Below are 21,882 nucleotides of genomic sequence, written 5' to 3' on the forward strand. Positions count from 1 at the left end.
CCTCCTGGGCATGGATACCCGGCCCGCCTGGCTGATCGCGGCCTTCTACCTGTTTTCGGAAGCGGCACTGAGCCTTTCGTCCGCACAGCAGACTCGTCACCTGTGGCCGGTGCTCACCGGACTCGGCGTCACCGCCGCCGCGACCGCGGCACTGCTGCGCATCCGGCCCGATCCGCTGCCCCTTCCCGCGACCGCCGCCCTGGCCGTCTCGATTCCGGCGACCGCGGCGCTGACCCTGTTCAACCTGCCGATTCCCCCGACCTCGGTCGCGCAACTGTGGTCGTTCGGGTGCGGGACGGTGACCGCGACCTTCATGTGCGTGCGCGGGCGGACGGGCGCCGCATGGGCCGGTCTGCTGTCGATGATCGCCACCTCCGCCGTATGGTCGTGGCGCAGCGGGCAGGGCTTCGGTCACGGCGTCGCGATTTCGGCGATCAATCTGGGCCCGCTGATGATGGCGACCTTCTTCGCCTACACCCTGCGTCCCGCGGCGCGCGCCATCTTCCGGTTGCGGGAGGAATCGACCCGGCGGGCGGGCTCGGAAGCCGCCGCGGCCGCCGCACTCGACGAACGCCGCGCCCAGATCCAGCGCCTGGACGATATGGTTCGCCCGATTCTGGAACGCATCGCCGGACCGCAGCCGCTCGACGAGCGCACCCGCGACGACTGCCGCCTGATCGAGGCGCATCTGCGCGATACGCTGCGCGCCCCCGTCCTCGCCGCCGAACCGGTCACGACGGCGGCGCGCGAGGCCCGGTTGCGTGGCGTCGACGTCGTCCTGATCGACGACCACGGCCTGGACGACCTGCCCGCGACCACTCGCCGCCGGGTACTGGGCACCGTCGCCGCGGAGTTGGGCACCACTGCCGCCGGAACGGTTTATGTTCGAATTCTGCCGCCGCACAGGGCGATTCTGGCCACGGTCGTCGTCAACGATCCCGGCTCCGGCATCCGCCGGATCGAAATCGACACACCCGGACCGCACCCCGGCGCCCCGGGCTGATTCGCCACCGCGACGTCAGATGTCGTCGAGATTCAGATACCCGTCCTGCAGGGCGCGCGCCAGGAGGGCGGCCTTCGTCGGCGCCGGCCTGCCCGCGGCGCGGTACTTCTCCCGGATCCGGGCGAGGTGAGTGTTGACCGTTCCGGGCGCGATGAACAGGGTGCGACAAACCTCGCCTTTGGTCTCGCCGAGAATCCACGCGAGCAGTACTTCCACTTCCCGGGCGCTGAGTTGCGGTCGTGGCTCCGGGACGGCCGCGAGCGATGTGCGATCGGCGATCGTGTGGGCGAGACAGGCCGGAACCGGCGACAATTCGGACACGATGTCTTCCTGTTCTGCAGAAGCCGACGGCGTCGCCGTTCCCCGGGCGACGTGTCCGTCGAACGCTACGCAGGTGCCGGGCCGCCCGGCAGGTTCCAGTTGCTTGACACGAAAACTGGGGTCACCGTTCGCTCGGAAAACGAAAGACCTCACCGGGCCCATCCGCCACACTCGACAGATGACCGTCGCCGCGCGACGCTCCGCCGCCCCTCACATCCCACGGCGACCACTCCGGAGGGCTTGGCTGCCGGTGGTCGCCGGCGTGGCTCTCGCCGCGAAACCGCCCCGCCACCGCGAGTTCCCCGGAGCACGCACTGCTGTTCCACCAGGGCGACTACGTCGGCACCGCCACGCCGAAAGCCCAGGCATTCACCACCGTCGACACCCGGGCCGGTACCGACGACACCGTCGTGCTGACCTACCAGACGCCGGGTAGCTGCAACGCCTGCCCCGACGGAACCTCTACGACGGTGTCGTTCCATTGGAACGGCTCGGGTGTGGACACGCAGGGACGTCCGCCGATGAACTGATCGTCCCGGTAAGAGTCAGATGGCCGAAACCTGGTGCGCCAGATCGAATTTCATGAAGACGTCGGCACGATCGTAGGGAATCGGCCGCAGTTCCTCCGGCGGCACGTGGACGAATCCCACCGATTCGTACAGGTGCACGGCATCGGCCAGGCGCCCGTTGCTCGCCAGGAACAGCGAGGTCGCGCCGGACGCGCGAGCGTGGTCGATGGCGGCGTTCAGCAGCAGGCGGCCGATCCCCCGGCCCCGGGTCCGCGGCGCGACCGCCATTTTCGAGATCTCGAAAACACCCGGATCCTCCGCGACGAGGGCGACGCACCCCACGCGGTCGTCACCGTCGCGCGCGATCAGCACCTGCCCGCCGTCCGCCACGATCCGCTGCGGGTTGTCCAGTGTCGCGAGATCGGCCGGTTCGACGCCGAACAGAGCGGTGATCCATTCCAGATTGAGTTCTTTGAAGGCGGCGGCGTCGGCGGCCCCGGACATCGGTTCGACGAGAATCACTTCACCAGGATGCGCGCCGGAACCCATAGCGTCCAATATTCGATAGCTCCGATTGATATCTTGAACTTATGGATGGTGGCGGATGGACGGGGTAGAGCTGCGGCACCTGCGCTATTTCCTGGCCGTCGCGGAGGAACTGCATTTCGGACGCGCGGCCGCCCGTCTCCACATCGCCCAGCCCGCACTGACCCAGCAGATCCGGCGGCTCGAGACGCTGCTCGGCGCCCGCCTGTTCGATCGCACCTCGCGCACCGTGGCTCTGACCGCGGCCGGCGTCGTCCTGCGTGAGCGGGCCGAGGCCCTGCTGGGGCATGCGCAGCGCGATCTGGCCGAGGTGTCCCGCATCGGGCAGGGCGGGCAGGGGACGCTCTATCTGGGCTTCGTGCCGTCGGTACTGCCGCTCGAACCACTGCGCGGGGTCCGCGCGTTCCGCGACCGCTACCCGTTGGTCGAGGTCGACCTGGTCGAGGGATTCACCAGCCATCTGATGGAACGACTCGCCCACGGCGCCCTCGACCTCGCGATCGTGCGCGATCCCGACCCGCAGCCGGGGACCACCACCACACCGCTCATGACCGAGCCGTTCGTCGCGGTGGTGCCCGACGACCATCCGCTCGCCGCGCGCGCGACCGTCACCGGCGCCGATCTGGTCGACCACCCGATGGTCTTCTTCCCCCGCGCCGCCGGCTCGCTGGCCCACGACCGGAACCTGGCGCCCCTGCTGCGATCGGGCCGCCGGCCCCGCATCGTGCAGGAGGCCACCAACTGGACAATCATTCTCTATCTGGTGGCCGCGGGGCTCGGTATCACGGTCGCACCGCGCAGCGCGACCTTCACGGCACCGGCCTCGGCGCGCATCATCGCGCTGACCGAAACCGATGCCGACACAACCATTTACACCGCGCACCGCACCGGCGACGAGCGAGCGCTGGTCCACAATCTGCTCGCCCTGCTGCCCGGCCCGGGCACGGTGTGAGCGCGCTCGTCAGGACAGCAGTTTGCGCATGATCTTGTTACCGAAGCCGTAGCGGATGAGACCGTCGAGGTTGCGAACGGTCTTCTCCGAGTACGGATACCAGATGCTTTCCTGCTTGGGCTGCCAGCGATCGATCAGGACCGGCTGGGCGTGGGTGAAGCCGCGCAGCGCTCCCGGGCCGTTGACCTGGCCGACACCGCTGTCCTTGCGTCCGCCGAAAGGCGCCTCGGGCACCCCGTAGATGACGGCCGCATCGTTGTGCACGACGGAACCGGTGGTGAGCTGGGCCGCGATGCGCCGGGCCTTGGCGGCGTCCTTGGTGAACACCGAGCCGCTCAGCCCGTATTTGCAGTCGTTGGCCAGCCGGATGGCTTCGTCCTCGTCACGGACGCGCATCACGGCGGTGACCGGACCGAAGGTTTCCTCGGTCATCAGGTCCATGTCGTGATGCGCGCCGACGACGACGGTGGGCTGGAAGTACAGGCCGTCACCGGTGTCCGCGGCGCCGCCGACCACGATGTCGGCGCCCTTGGCCTTCGCATCGTCGATGTGCCGGATCACGATGTCGCGCTGGCGATCCCAGAACAGCGGGCCCATATCGGTGTCACCGGGACCGTAGGTGACCGCCGCGGCCTTCTCGGTGACCAGCCGGATGAATTCGTCCGCGACACTGTCGACCACATAGATGCGTTCCACGCTCATGCAGACCTGGCCGGTGTTGAACATCGACAGATACACCGCACCGGCGGCGGCGCGCTCGAGATCGGCGTCCGCGCAGACGATCATCGCGTCCTTGCCACCCAGTTCCAGGGTGCACGGCAGCAACCGGGTCGCGCAGGCGGCCGCGATCTTGCGGCCGGTGCCGACGCTGCCGGTGAAGCACACCTTGTCGATTTCCGAATCGACCAGTGCCGCACCGGTTTCGCCGTCGCCGTGCAGTACCTGCACGACATCCTCCGGCACCCCGGCCTCATGCAGTACCCGTGCCACCCATTCACCCGATCGCGGCGTCACCTCGGACGGTTTGAACACCACGGTGTTGCCGGCGACCAGTGCCTGCACCACCGGATTGAGCGACAGCACGAACGGGGCGTTCCACGGCGTCACGACACCGACCACGCCCAGCGGCTGATACTGCATGTACAGCTTCTTGAGCGGCTTCAGATAGCCGTGCAGCCGCTGCCGGTGTGAGCGCAGATCACGCCGGGCACGTCCGGTCCAGTAGTTGAGGAAGTCGCAGGCGGGCACGATCTCGACGCCGAGCGCCTCGGCCTCGGGCTTACCGGTCTCGGTGCGGATGGTCTCGGCGATCTCCGCGCGCCGGGCGACGATCACACCGACGGCGGCACGCAGGATCTCGGCGCGCTCGGCGATGCTGCGCGCGGCCCAGGCCGGTTGAGCGGCACGGGCACGCGCGACCGCGCTCCGTACCTCGGCGGTGGTGTCCACCTCGAGTTCGCCGATGCGCCGGCGATCCACCGGACTGTCCAGCGCCAGCGTGCGCCGGTCGCCCTCGGTCGTCGGCAGTGGGTGGACGATGGCCATGATCTTCCCCTCGGTCGGAACTGGCATTCCAGTGCGATTTCGGTTGTCACACAAGGGTTGTCGCAACCGAATCGATCGCACGGCGGACGGCCCTCGTGACCTGGTAGACAACTTACCAAAACTGTCTACCCATTGCGAGAACTTGTTCTAGATTTCCGCCGGGCAGAGATGTGCGGGCCACTCTCGCGCTACCGATAGCCCCGCTTCAGCAGGTACTTCGCCCCCGCACCGAAACCCTCCGGACTCAGCACGTCGAATCCGAAGGCATCGGCGAGCCGGTTGGTCGTGTTGAAGGCCGCGCACACCGCCAAGGCGTCCTCGACCTGGTCCGGCGATACCCCGGCAGACAGCACCTTGCGGACGTCGTCGGCGGTGATCTCTCCGTCACGGGACAGCTTGCCCAGCAGTAGCAGCGTCTCGCGCAGTCCCGCACCGATCGGCGCGGATTCCGGATCATCGAGCACCGCACGAACTTTCGCCTCGTCGGCATAGGCCTGTCCCGCGGTCGCGCTGTGCGCACCGATGCAGAACGCGGAGGCGTTGACCGTCGACACGTACGCCGCCATCAGCTCCCGATCGGCGACCGACCACCCGGAGGGGCCGCGCATCGCCGCGTGGGTGAACTCCTTCGCTCGCGCGCCGTAGAAATCGGGCCGGTAGAACACCAGCTTCGCGGCATCGGGCAGCGGCTGACCGGAGAACAAGCGAACGGCCCTGAACAGCAGTTTGGTTCCGGGCCGATAGCCGTGGTTCAGGACGTCCGGTCGCATCAGCCACGCTCCCGGGTCGCCTCGGCGAGCGCGGCGCGTCCCGCGTCGTACTGCCGTGCGGACTGTCCGACCGCGGCCGCGATCACCAATTCGACGAGTTCGTCCTCGCCGAACCCCGCGGCCCGCGCCGTCGCGAAGTCGGCATCGGTCACCTCGGTCGGCCGGGTAGCCACCTTGTCGACCAGTTCACGCACCGGGGCCGGTCCGGTGTTTCCGAAGGCTTGCGCCCGCTGTTCCCGCGGCGTTCTGCCGTCGCCGTCGAGCACCCGATCCACCAGATCCCGGAATATCGTGCGTTTGTCCTGCACCATCTCGCCTCCTCACAGCCGGTTCCCGACGCGAGCCGTGACGGCAGGCGCCACGGACACGAATGTACCTCCGGAAGCCGGGGCCGCACGCTCCACCAGCGAAATCGGTGCGAGTTCAGTCCGTCTCGCGAAGCAGGCGGTCGAGGCCTCCGGAGACGAAGACGACCTGATCCTCGTAGAAGGCGGTCAGCACATCGGCAGGCAGGGGATCGGGGTGGGCGTGCCAGTCCCCCGCACGCGCGAGCGCCTGGAGAAATCCCATGAGGGCGATGGCCCAGCGCGATTCCAGGCGAGTGGGATCGGCCTCGGGAAAACTGCGGCGCAACTGGACGTGCAGGTGCTCGCGCAGGTTCTCCTCCACCACACGCAGGGCGGGATGGTCGCGCGCCGAGACCTGGGTGACGATTCTGACCCACCGCATACCGCGGGTGCGGTGCCGCAGGAGCAGATCGCGGTAGGGCTCGGTGACGGCGCGCACCACCTCCTCGGTGGTCGGCGCCTCGTCCCGCGCGGCGAGCCGGTCGGTATTGGCGCGAATGCGGTCGCGCACCGGGGCGCCGAGATCCAGCAGCACCGCCGCGATCAGGTCGTCCTTGGTGCCGAAGTGATAGTTGACCGAGGCCGGCCCCAGGCCCGCGGCCGCGTTCACCGCGCGCACCGACACCGCGTCGACCCCGTGCGCGGCGAACAGACGCTCGGCCGTCTTGACGAGCCGGACGCGGGTCGCGTTGCCCTGGCGGTTGGTCGCTGGAGCGGACACGGGATCACCTCCGTACTGGTTCGATCGATCCGATCTTCCGGGAAGCCTATCTCATACACACATGGAAAGTATTGCGGTGCAGAGTTTCTCGAGCCATCTCGGTCACCGAGACACGAAACTTTTGGATCAACTGATCCATGTTAAGCAGAACACAGCGCGGTGAAGCAGATCACAGGCGCGCCGTTCGAAGGAGACTCCGTGCACACGTCCGAATCCTTACGATTCGGGGCCTTCCTCGCCCCGTACCATCCACTGAACGCCGACCCCGCCCTGCAGTTGCGGCGCGATATCGATCTGATGGAACACCTCGACCATCTCGGATTCGACGAGGCATGGATGGGTGAGCACCATTCCACCGGTGCCGAAATCGTGCCCGCGCCCGACGTTTTCATCGCGGCCGCGGCCGAACGGACGCATCGGCTGCGCTTCGGCACCGGCGTGGTGTCATTGCCCTACCATCATCCGCTGGTCACCGTCGACCGCATCACCCAGCTCGATCTGCAGACCCGGGGGCGGCTGATCTTCGGCACCGGACCGGGCAAGATCCCGCTCGACGCGCACATGATGGGCATCGACCCCTCCGACCAGCGGCGACGCCAGGGCGAGGCGCTCGAGGCGATCCTGGCGCTGCTGCGCGGCGACGTGGTGAACATGTCCACCGATTGGTTCACCCTGCGCGACGCTCGCGCCCAGCTCCCCACCTACGACCCGGCCGGGATCGAGATCGCCACCGCCTCCACCGTCTCCCCCAACGGTTCGGTGCTCGCCGGCACCCACGGTCTGTCACTGCTGTCGCTCGCCGCCAGCTCACCGGCGGGTTTCGATGTGCTGGACCGCAACTGGGGAATCTACGACACGGTGTGCGCCGAGCACGGCCACAGCGCGGACCGATCGCGGTGGCGGCTGGTCAATCCGATGTTCCTCGCCGAAACCCGGGCCGACGCCGAGCGCGCCGTCGCGCGCCGGATCGGATCGATGGCGGCGTATGTGAACCGCCAGACCGGACAGCGACCCGAGTGGGCCGAATCCGGAAGGGGGATCATCGACCACTGGCGTCACGACAGCCTCGGCGAATTCGGCCAGGCCGTCATCGGGACACCGGACGAGGCGATCGCACAGATCGAGCGGCTGCTCGACAAGACCGGCGGCTTCGGCACCCTGCTGATCCTGCATGTCGACATGGCCGACTGGGAGGACACCAAACGCAGCTACGAACTGTTCGCCTCGGAGGTGATTCCGCACTTCCGGCGGCGCAACCTCGGCCGCGAGGCGAGCCTGCAGTACGCCGAGGATCACCGCGACCGCCTCATCGGGGGGCTGGTCACCGCGATCACCAAGGCCCACACCGACTACTACGGCGAATCCGCCGCGACAGGAGCGTGAATCGATGCGTGCCGTGGGATATCTCGACGGAGAATTCACTGTCACCGAGGTTGCCGATCCACCGGCTCCCGGCCCGGGACAGGTGCGCATCGCGGTCGCCGCCTGCGGTATCTGCGGCAGCGACCTGTCGATGGCCAAGGACGCCGGGCGGTTCGTGCAGGTCGCCGCGGACAGCGGTTATCCGCTGGCCACCTTCGACATCGCACGACCGGTGGTATTGGGACACGAATACGCCGGGACGATCGTCGAAACAGGTTCGGGCGTCACAGATTTCGCGGTCGGCGACCGGGTGGCCGGCATCGGGCTGGCCACCGACGCCGGCACCGGCATCCCGACGATCATCGGCTATTCCAACGACTATCACGGTGCGTTCGGCGAGCACATCGTGGTGGACAGCGTCTGGGTCCGGCACGTACCGGACGGGCTGTCGCTGGAGCATGCCACGCTGGCCGAACCGCTGCACGTCGGCGAGATGCACGTGCAGCAATCCGGTCTGCGAGCCGGCGATTCGGCCCTCGTGATCGGCTGCGGCGCCATCGGCCTGGGAGCGATCATCGCCGCCAAGGCGCACGGCGCCGGTGTGGTCGTCGCTTCCGAGCCGTCTCCCAAGCGCCGTGCCCTGGCGCTCGCGGTGGGCGCGGACGTCGCCGTCGACCCCACCGAACAGGATCCGATACAGGTGTGGAATGCCCTTGTCGCGGAGCGTAATTCGCTCGTCGATCCGGGCGCCGCCGGCACGCTGATCGCCTACGAATGCAGCGGCCGGCCGGGCATGCTCGACACCCTCATGCACGGGTTGCCGTTCAATTCGCGCATCCAGGTGCTGGCCGCGGGATTCGCCACCGAGACGATCGTTCCGGTGGTGGGCCAGTTCCGCCGCATCGCCGTCAATTTCGGGCACGGTGCCTACGAGGACGCCTACGACATCACGCTGCGGCGCCTGGCGTCGGGGGAGATCGACGCCGAGGCGATCATCACCGGCCGCGTGGGACTCGACGGGGTCGCCGACGCGTTCACCGCCCTGCGCGCACCCGACGAGCACGTGAAGATCCTGGTCCTGCCGGAGCGACGATGACGGCGCGGCGGGGAAGTCCGGCCGCCCGCCGGCCTCGCGAATTCCCCGCCAAACTAGTTGGACGTCCTATAATCTCTCGCGTATGAGTCTCGATCCCCGCACGCACACCATCGACGGGGTGCTGCGCCGTTCGGCGGCGAAGGTTCCCGGCCGCACCGCGCTGACATTCGACGGCCGGAGCTACACCTACCGGGGATTCGACACCGCGGTCACCCGGGCGGCGACCCATCTGCTCGACCTCGGCCTGGCCGCGGGCGATCGGGTCGCCGCCTACGGCACCAATTCCGACGCGTACGTGATCGGATTCCTGGCCTGCGCCCGGGCCGGCCTGGTGCACGTTCCGGTGAACTACGCCCTGAAGGGCGGGGAGCTGAGTTATCTCGTCGCGCAATCGGGTGCGCGGGCCGTCCTGGCCGACCCCGCGCTGATCGACACCCTCGACCGAGTGCGCGGCGAACTCACCTCGGTCGAGTACGTCGTACCGCTGCGCGATGCCGACGGATCGCTGCGAGCCGTCGCCGACGCGGCGGGCGAGGTCGCCGATTTCTCGTCCCGGGCCGCCGCGACCGACCTCGCCCAACTGCTCTACACCTCGGGAACGACGTCGAAACCCAAGGGCGCCATGATGACTCACGAGGCGCTCGTCTACGAGTACGTCTCGTCGGTGATCGCGCTCGACCTGCGTCCCGACGACAATCCGCTCGTCGCCATGCCGCTGTACCACTCGGCGGGCATGCACGTGTTCATGCTGCCCTACCTGTCGGTCGGCGCGACCGTGCACCTGATGGCCACTCCGGACATCCCGGAGATTCTGCGTCGCGTCGAACAGGACCGGATCGGTTCGCTGTTCCTCGCCCCGACCGTCTGGGTGCCGCTGTCGAACCATCCCGACCTCGACCGCCGCGACCTGTCTTCGCTGCGCAAGGCGCAGTACGGCGCCTCGATCATGCCGGTGACCGTGCTGAACCGGCTGCGAGAGCGGTATCCCGGCCTGGGCTTCTACAACTGCTTCGGGCAATCGGAGATCGGACCGCTCGCCACCGTGCTGCGCCCGGAGGAACATGCCGAACGGTCGTCGTCGTGCGGACGGCCGGTGTTCTTCGTGGAAACTCGCGTCGTCGACTCCGACGGCAACGATGTCGGCCCCGGCGAGCCGGGGGAAGTCCTCTACCGTTCGCCACAGCTGTGCCGCGGGTACTGGGACAATCCGGACGCGACCAAAGAGGCGTTCCGTGACGGATGGTTCCACTCCGGCGACCTGGTGACGCGGGATGCCGACGGCTACATCACCGTCGTCGACCGGATCAAGGACGTCATCAACACCGGCGGCATCCTGGTGGCCTCCCGCGAGGTCGAGGACGCTCTCTACACCCATCCCGCCGTCGCCGAAGTCGCGGTCGTCGGCATCCCGGACGAGAAGTGGATCGAGGCCGTCACCGCCGTCGTCGTCCTGCACGACGGCCGCGAGACGACCGCCGATGCGCTGATCGCACACGTCAAGGATCTGATCGCACCGTTCAAGGTGCCCAAGAGCATTCGCTTCGCCGAGGCGCTCCCCCGCAACCAGAGCGGAAAACTACTCAAACGCGAACTGCGCGAACCGATGACGAGCGCGGACTGAGCGATCACCAAGCGCTCGATCACCAAGGCCCGATGACATGCTCGAGCAGGGCCAGCGCGAACGCGCCCACCACCGCCAGCCCGAACCCCGCCGCGGTGGTGAGCGCCAGCGCCCGCCCCAGCCGCCGGCCGTGCGCGCGCACGATCATCAGTCCCGCCGCACCACCGAGCGCGGCCAGCAGCATGCCGCCGCCCATCACGAGATAGAACACCACGGCCAGCGCCGCGTTCACCGCCTCGTGCGGTCCTACGGCGTACTCGCCGAACGGAATCGGAAACCGATAGACGCTCGCCACCATCGCCGCGGCAACCGGAGTGGTGAGCACCGCCGCCAGCGCACCCCACAGCACGCCGACCCACAGAGCCACCCCAGTCACGCCGCGCGGCTCCCCCGCCGGACCACTGTCCCCGAACCCCATACCTGACCTCGCGTTTCACCTGTCGCCGGGTACTCGCGCACGCGCCGGGCCCGAATGCCCGGCTCTGCCGGAGCAAACCAGACGACCGCGCCCCACCGCCGGCTGGACCGGCACCGGGCACAACCGTACGTCCGATGTCGCGGGCGCCCGAATCGGGCGGTCGACGCGGCGGCCGATCGATGGTCCGGGTGATCACCGATGTCCTAGGGTTTGTTCGCGGCGGCCCACCTGCCCCACCCGTGCCCGACCCGAGGCCGCACCCCGCAGCGGACGATCAGAAACGGGAGACATATGGACGGCAGCCGCAACGCACTGCTCCACGGTCCCCTGTTCTCCCGCCGGAATCCGCTGGACCGCGGCAATGCCGCCAGCCGGATCAGTGCCTACGTCTACGGCAACATCCTCATTCTCGCCGCATTGATCCCGGTGACCACCACCGCGGAACATGTCGGGATCCTGGTGGTCATCGGCACCGCGCTGTCGACCTTCGTCGCGCACGCCTTCGCCGAGGGCGTCGGCCAGGCCGTGCGGGAGAATCGCGCGCTCACGCCGCGACAGCGGTGGGAGGATCTGCGCGATTCGGTGCCGATTCTCAGCTCCGCGGTGCTGCCGTCGATCATCCTGGCGTGCGCCGCCTTCGACTGGCTCGCACCACGTACCGCACAGATCGTCGCCGAGGTGGCCATGCTCATCCGGATCGGCGGCATCGTCTTCGTGATCGAACGGCTCAAAGGCGCCCGGCCCGGCCGCTCGACCATCCTCACGGCACTGCTGCTGACCGCCGTCGCGACGACGGTGGTCGTCGTCAAGATCGTCCTCACCCACTGAGCGCGGCCGGCTACCCCGCCTCGACTCCGGCCAGTGCGCGCACATCGGCGGCATCCTGCGACCGGTCCGCGAACTGCGGATAGGTGGGGTATTCGATACCCGAGATGTACTGCACCGTCCGGACCACCTGGGACGAGTACCCGAATTCGTTGTCGTACCAGCAGTACAGGATCGCGGTGTCGCCCTCGACGATGGTGGCGTTGGCGTCGATGATCGAGGCCGCGCGCGAGCCGATGAAATCGCTGGACACCACATCGGTGGCGGCGGTGTAGTCGAGATTGCGGCTCAGCGGACCGGCGAGCGACACCTGCCGCAGGTAGTCGAGCACCTCCGCTTTCGTCGTCTCCCGCTCGAGCTGCAGGTTCAGGATGGCGACGGACACGTCCGGGGTGGGCACGCGGATCGAGTTGCCGGTGATCTTGGCCTTGAAGTCCGGCATCGCCTTGGCGACGGCGGAGGCGGCGCCGGTTTCGGTGAGAACCAGGTTGAACGGCGCGGAACGGCCGCGACGGTCCGCCTTGTGATAATTGTCCAGCAGGTTCTGGTCGTTGGTGAACGAGTGCACGGTCTCCACATGGCCGCGGGTGATGCCGAATTCGTCGTCCATCGCCTTGAGCGGCGGCACGATCGCGTTGGTGGTGCACGAGGCGCACGAGAAGATCCGCTGCGTCAGATCCAGATCGCGGTGGTTGACGCCGTGCACGATATTCGGGACGTCGCCCTTACCGGGCGCGGTGAGGACCACCTTCGCGATGCCGGGACGCAGATGCTGCGACAGCCCGTCACGATCGCGCCATTTGCCGGTGTTGTCGATCAGAATCGCGTCGGAGATTCCGTAGTCGGTGTAGTCGATCGTCGTCGGATCGTCGCTGTAGATGAACTTGATGACGTTGCCGTTGGCGATGATCGTGTCGTTGTCGGCGTCGACCTTGATGGTGCCGTTGAAGTGCCCGTGCACCGAATCCCGGCGCAGCAGCGACGCGCGCTTGGCCAGATCACCGTCACCGCCGCGGCGAACCACCACCGCACGCAGGTTCAGTCCGTTGCCGGAGCCGACCTTCTCGATCAGCAGACGGGTCACCAGCCGGCCGATCCGGCCGAAGCCGTACAGCACGACATCGCGCGGACCCGGCGACTGCGCCTTGTTGCCGCCGATCACCTCGGCCAGGACGACCTCGGTGAACTCACGAACCGACAGCCCGCGATCGTCGGCGCGATAGGCCACGACCAGCTGACCGAGATCGATCTTGCACGGGCCGAGGTCCAGTTCGTCCAGGACGCGCAGGAACGGCAGCGTCTCGTCCACCGACAGCTCTTCGCCCTCGATCTGGCGCGCGAACCGGTGCGTCCGCAGAATGCTGATCACCGACCGGTTCACCAGCGACCGGCTGTGCAGCAGCACGGTCACACCCTTCGCCCGATACAACGTGCCGATGATGGGGATCATCGCCTCCGCGGCGGCTTCCTGGGCGTTCCAGCGGTCAAGTTGTTCGGTAGTCAACGCAGGTCCTCGGTTTCCTCGACGGGTACGCCACATCGATGCTAGTGAGGGCCTGGATTTCACCGACGGCGGATCCCTGACGGTGAGGTTTTCGAGTGGCGGAGCGCACACCGCAGCGGCGCACCGCCCTCACTCTCGCCGCAGCCGCGGCGGATTGCGGCGGCGGATCTGCAACAGGTCGGTGGCACAGCGGCACACCGGATGCAGAGCGTCGGCGAGTTCCTCGGTGAGGACGTTCGCGGCCGGGGTGTAGACGCTCAGCACTCCGACCACCGCACCGTCGTCGTCGGACAGCGGCTGGCACTGCACCGCTTGCACTCCCCACAACCGCAGTTCGGCGCCGCACCCCGGCCACCGGGAGATGCCGGCGAGATCGGTGATCACGATCGGGACGCCAGTCGCCGCCACCTCGCGAGCGGGGCTGTCGGGGTGCAGCAGCTGCGCCTCCTCCACCATGCGCGCGCGGTGCGTCGTCGCCGCGACGATCTCTAGTACCGTTCCGCCGTGCGCGGTGACCCCCGCCATCGGCGACCCCGGCAGGGCACGCAGCAGCGCGGCGACTCCGGCCGCCGAGACAGGCGACACACCGGCGCGACCGGGCGGGTCACTGTGCATAACGGACCTCGATCCGACGCGACGAGTCAACGTGAGAGGTGGCATACCGCACCGGCAGAACCGGGTCGAGGTATGACGACCAGTCTTCGAGTAACCCGCTGCCCCTCACGGCAAACCTCGTCCGGGCTCGCCGGATTCGGCCCGTCGGCACACGCCGGCCGAATGTTCGTCCGGTACAAGCCGTTTGCGTCATTGCGCCGAGTACGCGAGGCCACCGTTTCGCGGCGCGCCACCGGGGTACCCATCGACAATCCGCACTCGGAACGACTTCGTCACCGGCCGAGGGCCCCGTCACCACAGGAGGTGTGCTGTATGGACGATCTCCAGCGCAGAGTGCTGACCGCGCTGACATCCGCGCGGCGCGGGCTGAAGACCGCGGACGCACGCCTGCTGGAGCGTCGAATCGTGGGTCTGCGCGCAGAAGTCGACGCCGCCGGCTATCCCCGGCCCCAGCATCTACGTCTCAAAGCGTCGTGCGCGGAGGCACTGGCGGCGGCCAGGTGGACATTGGGGCGGCCGAATCCGCAGGCATTCCGGCCGGCGATACCGGCCGCCTCGTAGCCGACCGGCCACACGCCGAGTGTGCCTGGTTTCGGTTGCGGCACAATTCGTTTCGAGCCGGTCGTCCGCTCAGCCCCGGTCGTCCGCGATCAGCGAGTCGAGATAGATCGACGCGATCTCCTCGAGCCCACGCTGATCGACCGGACCGAATCGGCCGAGTTCGGGACTGTCCAGGTCGAACACGCCGATCACGGTGTCCTCGTGAATCAACGGCACCACCAGTTCGGACCTGCTCGCCGGATCACAGGCGATATGGTCGGGCACCGCGTGCACGTCGGCAACGCGTTGCGTCCGGCGGGTCCGCGCCGCCGCACCGCACACACCGCGGTCCAGTGCGATGCGCACGCAGGCCGGGCGGCCCTGGAACGGGCCGACCACCAGTTCCTTCCCGTCGTAAAAATAGAATCCCACCCAGTTCAGACCGGGAAGACCGTGATAGACCAGCGCGGAAAGGTTGGCGGCGTTGGCAATCCGATCGTGTTCGCCGGCCACGAGCGAACGGGCGGATGCCGCGAGCTCCCGATAGCGCTGTTCGTCCGCGTGGTCGGCGCGGATGCCGGCGGCGCTCATGCCGCACCTGCGTAGTTCACGAGTACTTCGTAGTTCACGAGTCGATGTTCCCTCTCTCGACGGTCACGGTCATTCGGACGCCTCAGCGGGCCACCCCCTTCCGTCCCGGCAGGCGGGACCGGCAGGCGGCGCCACGGCGGATCCGTGTTTTCGTTGTCCCATGGCTTCAGCGGAACGGATTCGAGCAACGGTGCACCGGTATCTCGAGGCGGTGGGCTCGGGGACCGCCGCCGAGGTGGCGGCATGTTACAGCGAGGACGCCACCGTGGAGGATCCGTTCGGCTCGCCGCCGCACGTCGGCCGGGCCGCGATCGAAAAGTTCTACGGCGCACTGGATTCCGCGCATATGCGTACCGAGCTGCTCGACCTGCGGATCGCGGGCGGCGCGGCGGCGTTCCGGTTCCGGGTGGTGACCGAGACCGGCTCTCGCACCACGACGATCGAACCGATCGATGTGATGACCTTCGACGAGGACGCGCGCATCACCGGTATGCGAGCGTTCTGGTCGCCGGAGGACGTACGCGTCGACTGAGTGCCGTGGGTCATCGCAGCGCGGCAATGACCTCGCGCTCGAACAACTCCACCCCGGACAGGTCGTAGGCCGACTCGGGGAAGTTGTGGATCGCGTACGACAAGCCGAGATCGCGGACCCGGGACAGGTTTTCGATGATCTGTTCCGGTGTGCCGACCGCAGGGGAATCGGCGTAGAGCTTGGTGACCCAGTCCCGCGCGGCGTCCGCCCCGAGCGCGGGGGCCAGCCGCGAGGCGAGTGCGTCCAGCCGTTCACGCACCTCCGCCTCGGTGGCGCCGATCACGGTGTTGAAGTTGGAGCTGCGGGTGATCGCGTCGAAATCGGTTCCGACGGCGGCGCAATGGTCGCGCAGCAGCTCGGACTTGTGGGTGAAGGTTTCGGGATCGCCGGCGAAGTTGGTGTACTGCGCGTATTGCGCGGCGATGCGCAGCGTGACCTTTTCGCCCCCGCCCGCGACCCAGATCGGAATGCCGCCCTCCTGGAGCGGCAACGGATACACCCGGGCGCCGTCGACCTGGTAGTACTTGCCGTCCAAGGTGGCGGTGCCGGTGGTCCACGCTTGACGGAAGATCTGCACTCCCTCGTCGAGGCGGCCCAAACGCTCACCCGCGGAAGGGAATCCGTACCCGTAGGCGCGCCACTCGTGCTCGTACCAGCCGCCGCCGATACCCATCTCGACCCGGCCGCCCGATACGAGATCCACGGTCGCGGCGACCTTGGCGAGGTAGGCCGGATTCCGGTAGCTGATCGCCGTGCACATCTGCCCGAGCCGGATGCGCGTCGTGGTGGCGGCGAAGGCCGACATGAGCGTCCACGCCTCGTGAGTCGCTTCCTCGGTGGGAACCGGCACGGTGTGGAAATGGTCGTAGACCCACAGCGATTCCCAGACTTCCGCGGCGTCGGCACGCTGCGCCAGATCCCGCATCACACCCCATTGCGCCCCCGGTTCGATGCCGACCAGGTCCAGCCGCCAGCCCTGGGGAATGAAGATGCCGAAACGCACGCCGCGCCTCCTCGTCGAGAGAACAGATCCGCCGGTCACTTTTCCCACCGATGCGCCCGCGGGCAAGAGTTCGGCGCTCGGCGCGCCGAACTTCTCCGCGGCCCGGATATGCGCAGACCCGGCGAAACCGGGATCGGTTCACCGGGTCTGGGGGGACTTCGTCAGAGCAAAACGCCGATCAAACCGGTGAGGATCGATCCGAGACCCGAGGCCAGAGCTCCGACAACCGCGATGATTCCGCTGATCACAGCGTTCCTTTCTCCCAGCGTTCCGTTGGCAAACCACGAAGTATTCGATGTCGACGCACATGTCGGATTGGTCCGACCTGTGCCGGCGTGGGCGCAGGTGAGCGTCACGATCGATCGCCGGCGCGCGCCACGCGCGTGAGCCACTCGGCCAGCAGGGCGCGCAGCAGTTCCGGTTGCTCGTGCGGCAGAGCGTGTCCGGCCTCGTCGACCACGACGAGCGAGGCGTGCGGACAACGCTCGAACAGGTCGGTCGCCGCCGCGTAACCGACCGTCGAATCCAGGCGCCCGGCCACGATCGTGGTCGGTCCCGGATAGGGCGGTGCGCCGTCCGGGCTCAGCTGCCACCGCTCACCGATGCGCCGCGCCGCGGCCCGATCGACCAGCTCGGCGGCCGGTGCGACGACACGCTCGTAGCGGTCGAGCATGGCGGGTGTCCGGACGACGAAGTAGCCGCGAAAATCGTCGTCGCCGAGATCGCCCGGCCCGGCCACGACGCGATGCGCCGGAAGGTCGCGCACTCCCGGCAACAGCGGGCAGACCAGCGCCAGGCCGGCCACCCGGGTGGCGCGCCGCGCGGCCATCGCCTGCGCGTAGTACCCGCCCGCCGAATGGCCGACGAGCAGGAAATCACCGCCGGTGACCGCGTCCGAGAAGTACAGCAGCGCGGCGAGCACATCGTCGGCGTTGCGCAGTGTGGCGGGCGCGGCGGTGTGTCCCGCACCGGGCAGGTCGGGGTAGATCCGCCGCAACCCGGTGGCGTCGCCGAGAACCGGTTCGAAGCACGCCTCGGCCTCGCGGTGATCGACACCGGCGCCGTGCAGCACCACCACCGGGCGGCCCGTGCCGTGCTCCACGTAATGAAAAACGACCTCGCCCGCACGCAGCTCCATGACCCGCAAGCTACCCGGCCGGTCCCGCTGTCGGCGGTGACACGGAGGTGCGAGCATGAGACGGTGAGTGTGTCCGCGAGTGAACCGCCGCCGGAATCCGAGGGGCCGGAGTCCGGCGCTTCGGGGTCCGAGGCGCTCGAAGCGCTGCGGATCCCGCTGACCGGCTATTGCTACCGCCTGCTCGGTTCGTCGGCCGATGCCGACGACGCGGCGCAGGAGACGCTGATCCGCGCCTACACCCGGTTCGACAGTTTCGACCCCGGGCGCGGCCGGCTCTCGACGTGGGTGCATGCCATCGCCACCAATATCTGCCTGGACATGCTGCGCTCGGCGCGCCGCCGGATGCTGGTGTGGGAAGGCCCGGTATCCACCGGTTTCGACCCGGATGCGGTCGTGCCCGCCGACCGGTGGCTCGACCCGGTCGCCGACGCGCGGGTGCTCGACCCGGCCGACCGGGTCGTCCGCCGCGAATCGGTGCGGTTGGCCTTCGTCGCGGCACTGCAACATCTGCCGCCACGCCAGCGGGCGGTGCTGGTCCTGCGCGAGGTGCTGGCGTTCAGTGCCGCCGAAACCGCGACCATGCTCGAGGTCAGCCCGGCCGCGGTCAACAGCGCGCTGCAACGCGCGCGCACCACCCTGGCCGCGGTCCGGCCCTCCGCCACCGATCCGCTCGATCCCGACGATCCGGACGACCGCGACCTGGTCCGCCGCTACGTCGCGGCCTTCGAGAGCCACGATGTCGACGGTCTCGCCGCGCTGCTGTGCGAGGACGCCGAATCCGGTATGCCGCCGTTCGCCTGGCGACTGAGCGGGCGCGACCTCATCGTCTCGGTGTTCGCGGCGGGCGACGCGTGCGCCGACGATCGGCTGATTCCGGTGCGGATGAACGGTTCGGTGGGATTCGGTCAGTACCGCCCCGACACCGACGGTGTGCTGCGCCCCTTCGCACTGCTCGCGATCCAGGCGCGGTCGGGGCTGATAGCGCGGCAGGTGACCTACCTGGGCAGTGGTGATCGGTTCGCCGAATTCGGGCTTCCGCCGATTCTCCGCGTATCCACCGATGAATTCTCGCCGTCGGGTTCGTAGCAGAGGTGACCACTCCCTACGACCGAAACGACGGAGTCATGACCTCGACCGACACCGACACCACCGTCCTGCGCAAGCACACCGTGGCCGAGCGCCGACGCCTCGCGGAGCTGCTCGCCGGCCTGGCACCGGAGCAGTGGGCCGCGCCCTCGCTGTGCGAGGGCTGGCGAGTCCGTGAGGTGCTCGCCCATATGACGATGCCCTACCGCGCATCCACGTGGTCGTTCGTGCGCGGGCTGGCCGGTGCGCGCTTCTCGTTCCACCGCTACGCCGACCGGGCCGCGCGCGCGGACACCGCGCGGATGAGCGATGCGGAACTGCTCGCGTCGCTGCGCGACAACATCGAACACCCGTGGCGTCCGCCGGGCGGTGGTGCGGTGGGCGCGCTGAGCCACGACGTGATCCACGGCCTGGACATCACCGAACCCCTCGGGTTGCCGCCCGCCCCGCCGGAGCGGATCGCCCTCGTGCTCGACCAGGCGAGCCCGAAGTCGCTGCGCTACTTCGGCGTCGATCTGACCGGCCGGCAACTGCGCGCATCCGACGTACCGGTCACGCTGGGGTCGGGCACGCCGATCACGATGTGCGCCAAGGACATTCTGCTCACCGTCACCGGCCGCCGCCCGCTGCGAGCCGACTGACGGAGCCGGCCGAGACCGCCGTGCTCACAGGCCGCCGAGGCGTGCGAGCACGGCGAAGGCCGCATCGTCGGCCGACCACAGCGCAGTGATCTCCGCGCGCGTGGCCTCGGCGGTGGCGGGGTTCTGCAACGCCAGCCCATTGGTCCAGACCACCACGTTGTAGCCCAGGTCGGCGACCTCGAGCAGCGGCCCGGTGGCCACGCCCTGGCCGAACAGGCGATCGAGTCCTTCGCCGACGAAATAGAAGCGCCACAGCGGCCCGAGGTCGGCGTTGTACACCTGCTCGGTGCGATCGACGATCAGATCGCCGCTGCGGGCGATGGCGTCGACGATGCGGAAGAAGTCCGGCGCGTTCTCGGGTCTACTGCCCACCGCGGCGACCGCATAGGCCAGGTCGACCGTCAGGTGCGCGTTGTATCCGGCCATCGCGACCCGCGCGGGCGACTGGTCGCATTGCCCGGCCAGCTGGAAATACCAGGCCCAGTGGGGCTCCGGCGTGCCGTCGGTGAACTCGGCGTGCAGGTTCACCAGGAACCGGCGCAGCAGTTCGTAACTGATCGCGTGAGCGTATTCCGGATCGACGAACGCGGTGGGATCGTGCTGCAACGGCAGCACCGGGTCCTGCTCGACGGCGTCGAGCCCCACGTCGAACAGGCCCCGCCGATCATGATGGGCGGTAAGGATTTCGGTGATCCGATGATTGCGCGCCACCGCCTCGCCGAATCGGTCGAGGGTGGACCCCGCGCCGATGGTCGTGGTGTCCGACAGCTCGGCGACGGTCCGGATCTCCGCGGGCGACAGCGGTGTGCCGCACCGGGTGCCGGCCACGGCCTCGGCCTGCGGCGCGGCAGCGACCAGAGTCGAAAAAGCAAGAGCCACAACGATCGACGCGACACGGAGCATACGGTGACCATCCTGTCCGGTGACGTACGGCGGTGTTGCCGATACGGTACTGCTGTTCGGCCGGAGGCGGTGTGAGCGGCGTCGGCGATGTCGTCGGTTCGCTCTCACGATCGGCTCTCCCCCTCGGCAGGCGCACTCGGGCGCACGTGCGCGCGCATGCCCTGGGGGCCGAACAGGATGAGCAATTCGACCACGCCGCCGTCGGCGCTGCCCAGCCAGTGCGGTACCGATGTGTCGAATTCCGCCGCCTCGCCGGGCGGCAGGGTCAGGTCGCGGTCGCCGAGCACCAGACGCAGCCGGCCGTTGAGCACGTAGAGCCATTCGAAACCCTCGTGCGTCTGCGGTGTCGGCTCCTGCGGTTCGGGTCGCGCGGGGATGATCATCTTGAACGCCTGCACGCCGCCGGGCCGCCGGGACAGCGGCACGAACGTCATGCCGTATCGCCGGATCGGTTTCAGGTGGATGCGCGGGTCGCCGGTGCGCGGAGCGCCGACCAGGTCGTCGAGCGGGACGTTGTAGGTGCGCGACAGCGGCAGCAGCAGTTCCAGCGTCGCCCGCCGCTGCCCACTCTCCAAGCGCGACAACGTACTTTCCGACACCCCGGTGCTCGCCGCGAGGTCGGCGAGGGTGATCCCGCGCTCGCGGCGCAACGTGCGCAACCGCGGACCGACCGCGCCGAGTACCTCGTCCGTTTCGTCACGCATGGGGCCATCTTGCCGGAACAGCAAGATTTCGTGCCGATTCACCACGGCGGCGGCGAGGCTGAACGGGTACGACCGCACACCGATCGCGAAGGAGCCGTCATGCCTGCCGCCGCCCGCCGGAAGGACACCCCACCGCCGCGGACCGGAACCGATGAGCTCGCGGTGCTGCGCGGGTTCCTCGACTATCTGCGCACCGGCGTCGCCGTGAAGGTCGAGGGCGCACCCGAGCCGCGGGTCCGAGCGGCCGCGGTACCGTCGGGCACCAATCTGCTCGGTCTGCTCGTCCACCTCACGGCCGTCGAACGCTCGATGTTCCTCGGCGACAGGGTGACCGACTGGCAGGCGACGTTCCGGGCCGCGCCGGACGACGACGTGGCCGAGGTGGTCGCCCGCTACCGCGACGCGGTCGCACGCGCGAACGAGGTGCTCGACGGATGCACCGATCCCGCCGCGCCCCTGCCGCGGCGGGGACGCCCGGGCCCCAGCGTCCGCTGGGCTCTGACCCACATGATCGAGGAGACCGGCCGCCACGCCGGTCACGCCGATATCCTCCGCGAACTGATCGACGGCGCGACCGGGCGCTGAGAAT

The 21,882-nt window shown here is 68.6% G+C and carries 26 protein-coding genes; 12 read left to right on the forward strand and 14 right to left on the reverse strand.

Annotation, left to right across the window (positions count from 1 at the left end; translation table 11 throughout):
• The first annotated feature begins 10 nt into the window (after positions 1-10).
• On the forward strand, positions 11-1,003 hold the full coding sequence (locus tag NMI01S_RS16345; protein ID WP_063920773.1) for a DUF8320 family protein: 993 nt from the start codon (positions 11-13) through the stop codon (positions 1,001-1,003).
• Between the two features lie 15 nt (positions 1,004-1,018).
• On the opposite strand, the gene NMI01S_RS35910 is transcribed toward NMI01S_RS16345, so the two are convergent.
• Complete coding sequence (locus tag NMI01S_RS35910; RefSeq protein ID WP_439956265.1) at positions 1,019-1,324, reverse strand: response regulator transcription factor; 306 nt, start codon at positions 1,322-1,324, stop codon at positions 1,019-1,021.
• A gap of 317 nt (positions 1,325-1,641) precedes the next feature.
• Here NMI01S_RS35910 and NMI01S_RS36380 point away from each other — a divergent pair, with 317 nt between their 5' ends.
• A complete protein-coding gene (locus NMI01S_RS36380) occupies positions 1,642-1,854 on the forward strand; it encodes an LppP/LprE family lipoprotein (protein ID WP_439956274.1) in 213 nt (70 codons plus the stop codon).
• Between the two features lie 15 nt (positions 1,855-1,869).
• Here the strand turns inward: NMI01S_RS36380 and NMI01S_RS16355 are convergent, their stop codons facing one another.
• A complete protein-coding gene (locus tag NMI01S_RS16355; RefSeq protein WP_218021026.1) occupies positions 1,870-2,355 on the reverse strand; it encodes a GNAT family N-acetyltransferase in 486 nt (161 codons plus the stop codon).
• An 82-nt stretch (positions 2,356-2,437) separates the two neighbouring features.
• Here NMI01S_RS16355 and NMI01S_RS16360 point away from each other — a divergent pair, with 82 nt between their 5' ends.
• Positions 2,438-3,331, forward strand: coding sequence for a LysR family transcriptional regulator (locus NMI01S_RS16360; protein WP_062998088.1), 894 nt, complete (start codon positions 2,438-2,440; stop codon positions 3,329-3,331).
• A 9-nt stretch (positions 3,332-3,340) separates the two neighbouring features.
• Here the strand turns inward: NMI01S_RS16360 and NMI01S_RS16365 are convergent, their stop codons facing one another.
• The 4 genes from NMI01S_RS16365 to NMI01S_RS16380 all read right to left on the reverse strand — a co-directional run bounded on the left by NMI01S_RS16365 (position 3,341) and on the right by NMI01S_RS16380 (position 6,714).
• On the reverse strand, positions 3,341-4,876 hold the full coding sequence (locus tag NMI01S_RS16365) for an aldehyde dehydrogenase family protein (RefSeq protein ID WP_062998709.1): 1,536 nt from the start codon (positions 4,874-4,876) through the stop codon (positions 3,341-3,343).
• A gap of 188 nt (positions 4,877-5,064) precedes the next feature.
• Entirely contained in the window at positions 5,065-5,646 is a 582-nt protein-coding gene (locus NMI01S_RS16370) for a carboxymuconolactone decarboxylase family protein (protein WP_062998090.1), read from the reverse strand.
• Positions 5,646-5,957, reverse strand: a complete 312-nt coding sequence (locus NMI01S_RS16375; RefSeq protein WP_063920754.1) for a carboxymuconolactone decarboxylase family protein — start codon at positions 5,955-5,957, stop codon at positions 5,646-5,648. Before NMI01S_RS16375 ends, NMI01S_RS16370 begins: the two co-directional genes overlap by 1 nt.
• 112 nt (positions 5,958-6,069) lie before the next feature.
• Positions 6,070-6,714 (reverse strand): TetR/AcrR family transcriptional regulator, encoded by a 645-nt coding sequence (locus tag NMI01S_RS16380; protein WP_062998092.1) that lies wholly within the window; start codon positions 6,712-6,714, stop codon positions 6,070-6,072.
• Positions 6,715-6,912: 198 nt separating this feature from the next.
• On the opposite strand from NMI01S_RS16380, the gene NMI01S_RS16385 reads away from it, so the two are divergent.
• The 3 genes from NMI01S_RS16385 (at position 6,913) to NMI01S_RS16395 (ending at position 10,793) form a co-directional block, all read left to right on the forward strand.
• On the forward strand, positions 6,913-8,097 hold the full coding sequence (locus NMI01S_RS16385; RefSeq protein WP_062998713.1) for an LLM class flavin-dependent oxidoreductase: 1,185 nt from the start codon (positions 6,913-6,915) through the stop codon (positions 8,095-8,097).
• A 4-nt stretch (positions 8,098-8,101) separates the two neighbouring features.
• Entirely contained in the window at positions 8,102-9,172 is a 1,071-nt protein-coding gene (locus NMI01S_RS16390; protein ID WP_062998094.1) for an alcohol dehydrogenase catalytic domain-containing protein, read from the forward strand.
• Between the two features lie 82 nt (positions 9,173-9,254).
• Complete coding sequence (locus NMI01S_RS16395; protein ID WP_062998096.1) at positions 9,255-10,793, forward strand: acyl-CoA synthetase; 1,539 nt, start codon at positions 9,255-9,257, stop codon at positions 10,791-10,793.
• Positions 10,794-10,812: 19 nt separating this feature from the next.
• Here NMI01S_RS16395 and NMI01S_RS16400 read toward each other — a convergent pair whose 3' ends face one another.
• Positions 10,813-11,169, reverse strand: coding sequence for a hypothetical protein (locus tag NMI01S_RS16400; protein ID WP_157126210.1), 357 nt, complete (start codon positions 11,167-11,169; stop codon positions 10,813-10,815).
• Between the two features lie 333 nt (positions 11,170-11,502).
• On the opposite strand from NMI01S_RS16400, the gene NMI01S_RS16405 reads away from it, so the two are divergent.
• On the forward strand, positions 11,503-12,039 hold the full coding sequence (locus NMI01S_RS16405; RefSeq protein WP_062998100.1) for a hypothetical protein: 537 nt from the start codon (positions 11,503-11,505) through the stop codon (positions 12,037-12,039).
• A gap of 10 nt (positions 12,040-12,049) precedes the next feature.
• On the opposite strand, the gene NMI01S_RS16410 is transcribed toward NMI01S_RS16405, so the two are convergent.
• Positions 12,050-13,486: a glyceraldehyde-3-phosphate dehydrogenase gene (locus NMI01S_RS16410; protein ID WP_439956275.1), complete on the reverse strand. Its 1,437-nt coding sequence runs from the start codon at positions 13,484-13,486 to the stop codon at positions 12,050-12,052.
• 183 nt (positions 13,487-13,669) lie between these two features.
• A complete protein-coding gene (locus tag NMI01S_RS16415) occupies positions 13,670-14,155 on the reverse strand; it encodes a GAF domain-containing protein (protein WP_062998104.1) in 486 nt (161 codons plus the stop codon).
• Between the two features lie 312 nt (positions 14,156-14,467).
• Between NMI01S_RS16415 and NMI01S_RS16420 the strand changes: the two genes are divergently transcribed.
• Complete coding sequence (locus NMI01S_RS16420; protein ID WP_062998106.1) at positions 14,468-14,716, forward strand: hypothetical protein; 249 nt, start codon at positions 14,468-14,470, stop codon at positions 14,714-14,716.
• A gap of 69 nt (positions 14,717-14,785) precedes the next feature.
• On the opposite strand, the gene msrC is transcribed toward NMI01S_RS16420, so the two are convergent.
• A complete protein-coding gene (msrC, locus tag NMI01S_RS16425; protein WP_062998108.1) occupies positions 14,786-15,286 on the reverse strand; it encodes a free L-methionine (R)-S-oxide reductase MsrC in 501 nt (166 codons plus the stop codon).
• A gap of 160 nt (positions 15,287-15,446) precedes the next feature.
• Between msrC and NMI01S_RS16430 the strand changes: the two genes are divergently transcribed.
• The gene (locus NMI01S_RS16430) at positions 15,447-15,818 is read left to right on the forward strand and encodes a nuclear transport factor 2 family protein (RefSeq protein WP_062998110.1); all 372 of its coding nucleotides are present in this window, start codon (positions 15,447-15,449) and stop codon (positions 15,816-15,818) included.
• Between the two features lie 10 nt (positions 15,819-15,828).
• Here the strand turns inward: NMI01S_RS16430 and NMI01S_RS16435 are convergent, their stop codons facing one another.
• Positions 15,829-16,821 (reverse strand): LLM class F420-dependent oxidoreductase, encoded by a 993-nt coding sequence (locus NMI01S_RS16435; protein WP_062998112.1) that lies wholly within the window; start codon positions 16,819-16,821, stop codon positions 15,829-15,831.
• A 352-nt stretch (positions 16,822-17,173) separates the two neighbouring features.
• Positions 17,174-17,959, reverse strand: coding sequence for an alpha/beta fold hydrolase (locus NMI01S_RS16440; protein WP_062998114.1), 786 nt, complete (start codon positions 17,957-17,959; stop codon positions 17,174-17,176).
• A 63-nt stretch (positions 17,960-18,022) separates the two neighbouring features.
• Between NMI01S_RS16440 and NMI01S_RS16445 the strand changes: the two genes are divergently transcribed.
• Both NMI01S_RS16445 and NMI01S_RS16450 read left to right on the forward strand, forming a co-directional pair.
• Entirely contained in the window at positions 18,023-19,045 is a 1,023-nt protein-coding gene (locus NMI01S_RS16445) for an RNA polymerase subunit sigma-70 (protein WP_245716891.1), read from the forward strand.
• Positions 19,046-19,083: 38 nt separating this feature from the next.
• A complete protein-coding gene (locus NMI01S_RS16450) occupies positions 19,084-19,686 on the forward strand; it encodes a maleylpyruvate isomerase family mycothiol-dependent enzyme (protein WP_062998717.1) in 603 nt (200 codons plus the stop codon).
• A 24-nt stretch (positions 19,687-19,710) separates the two neighbouring features.
• Here NMI01S_RS16450 and NMI01S_RS16455 read toward each other — a convergent pair whose 3' ends face one another.
• Positions 19,711-20,565: a DUF5995 family protein gene (locus NMI01S_RS16455; RefSeq protein ID WP_245716892.1), complete on the reverse strand. Its 855-nt coding sequence runs from the start codon at positions 20,563-20,565 to the stop codon at positions 19,711-19,713.
• A 128-nt stretch (positions 20,566-20,693) separates the two neighbouring features.
• A complete protein-coding gene (locus NMI01S_RS16460) occupies positions 20,694-21,293 on the reverse strand; it encodes a helix-turn-helix domain-containing protein (RefSeq protein WP_062998718.1) in 600 nt (199 codons plus the stop codon).
• 99 nt (positions 21,294-21,392) lie between these two features.
• On the opposite strand from NMI01S_RS16460, the gene NMI01S_RS16465 reads away from it, so the two are divergent.
• Complete coding sequence (locus tag NMI01S_RS16465) at positions 21,393-21,878, forward strand: DinB family protein (protein ID WP_062998118.1); 486 nt, start codon at positions 21,393-21,395, stop codon at positions 21,876-21,878.
• Positions 21,879-21,882: the final 4 nt, after the last annotated feature.

It is taken from the genome of Nocardia mikamii NBRC 108933 (genome assembly GCF_001613505.1).
Lineage (GTDB): Bacteria > Actinomycetota > Actinomycetes > Mycobacteriales > Mycobacteriaceae > Nocardia > Nocardia mikamii.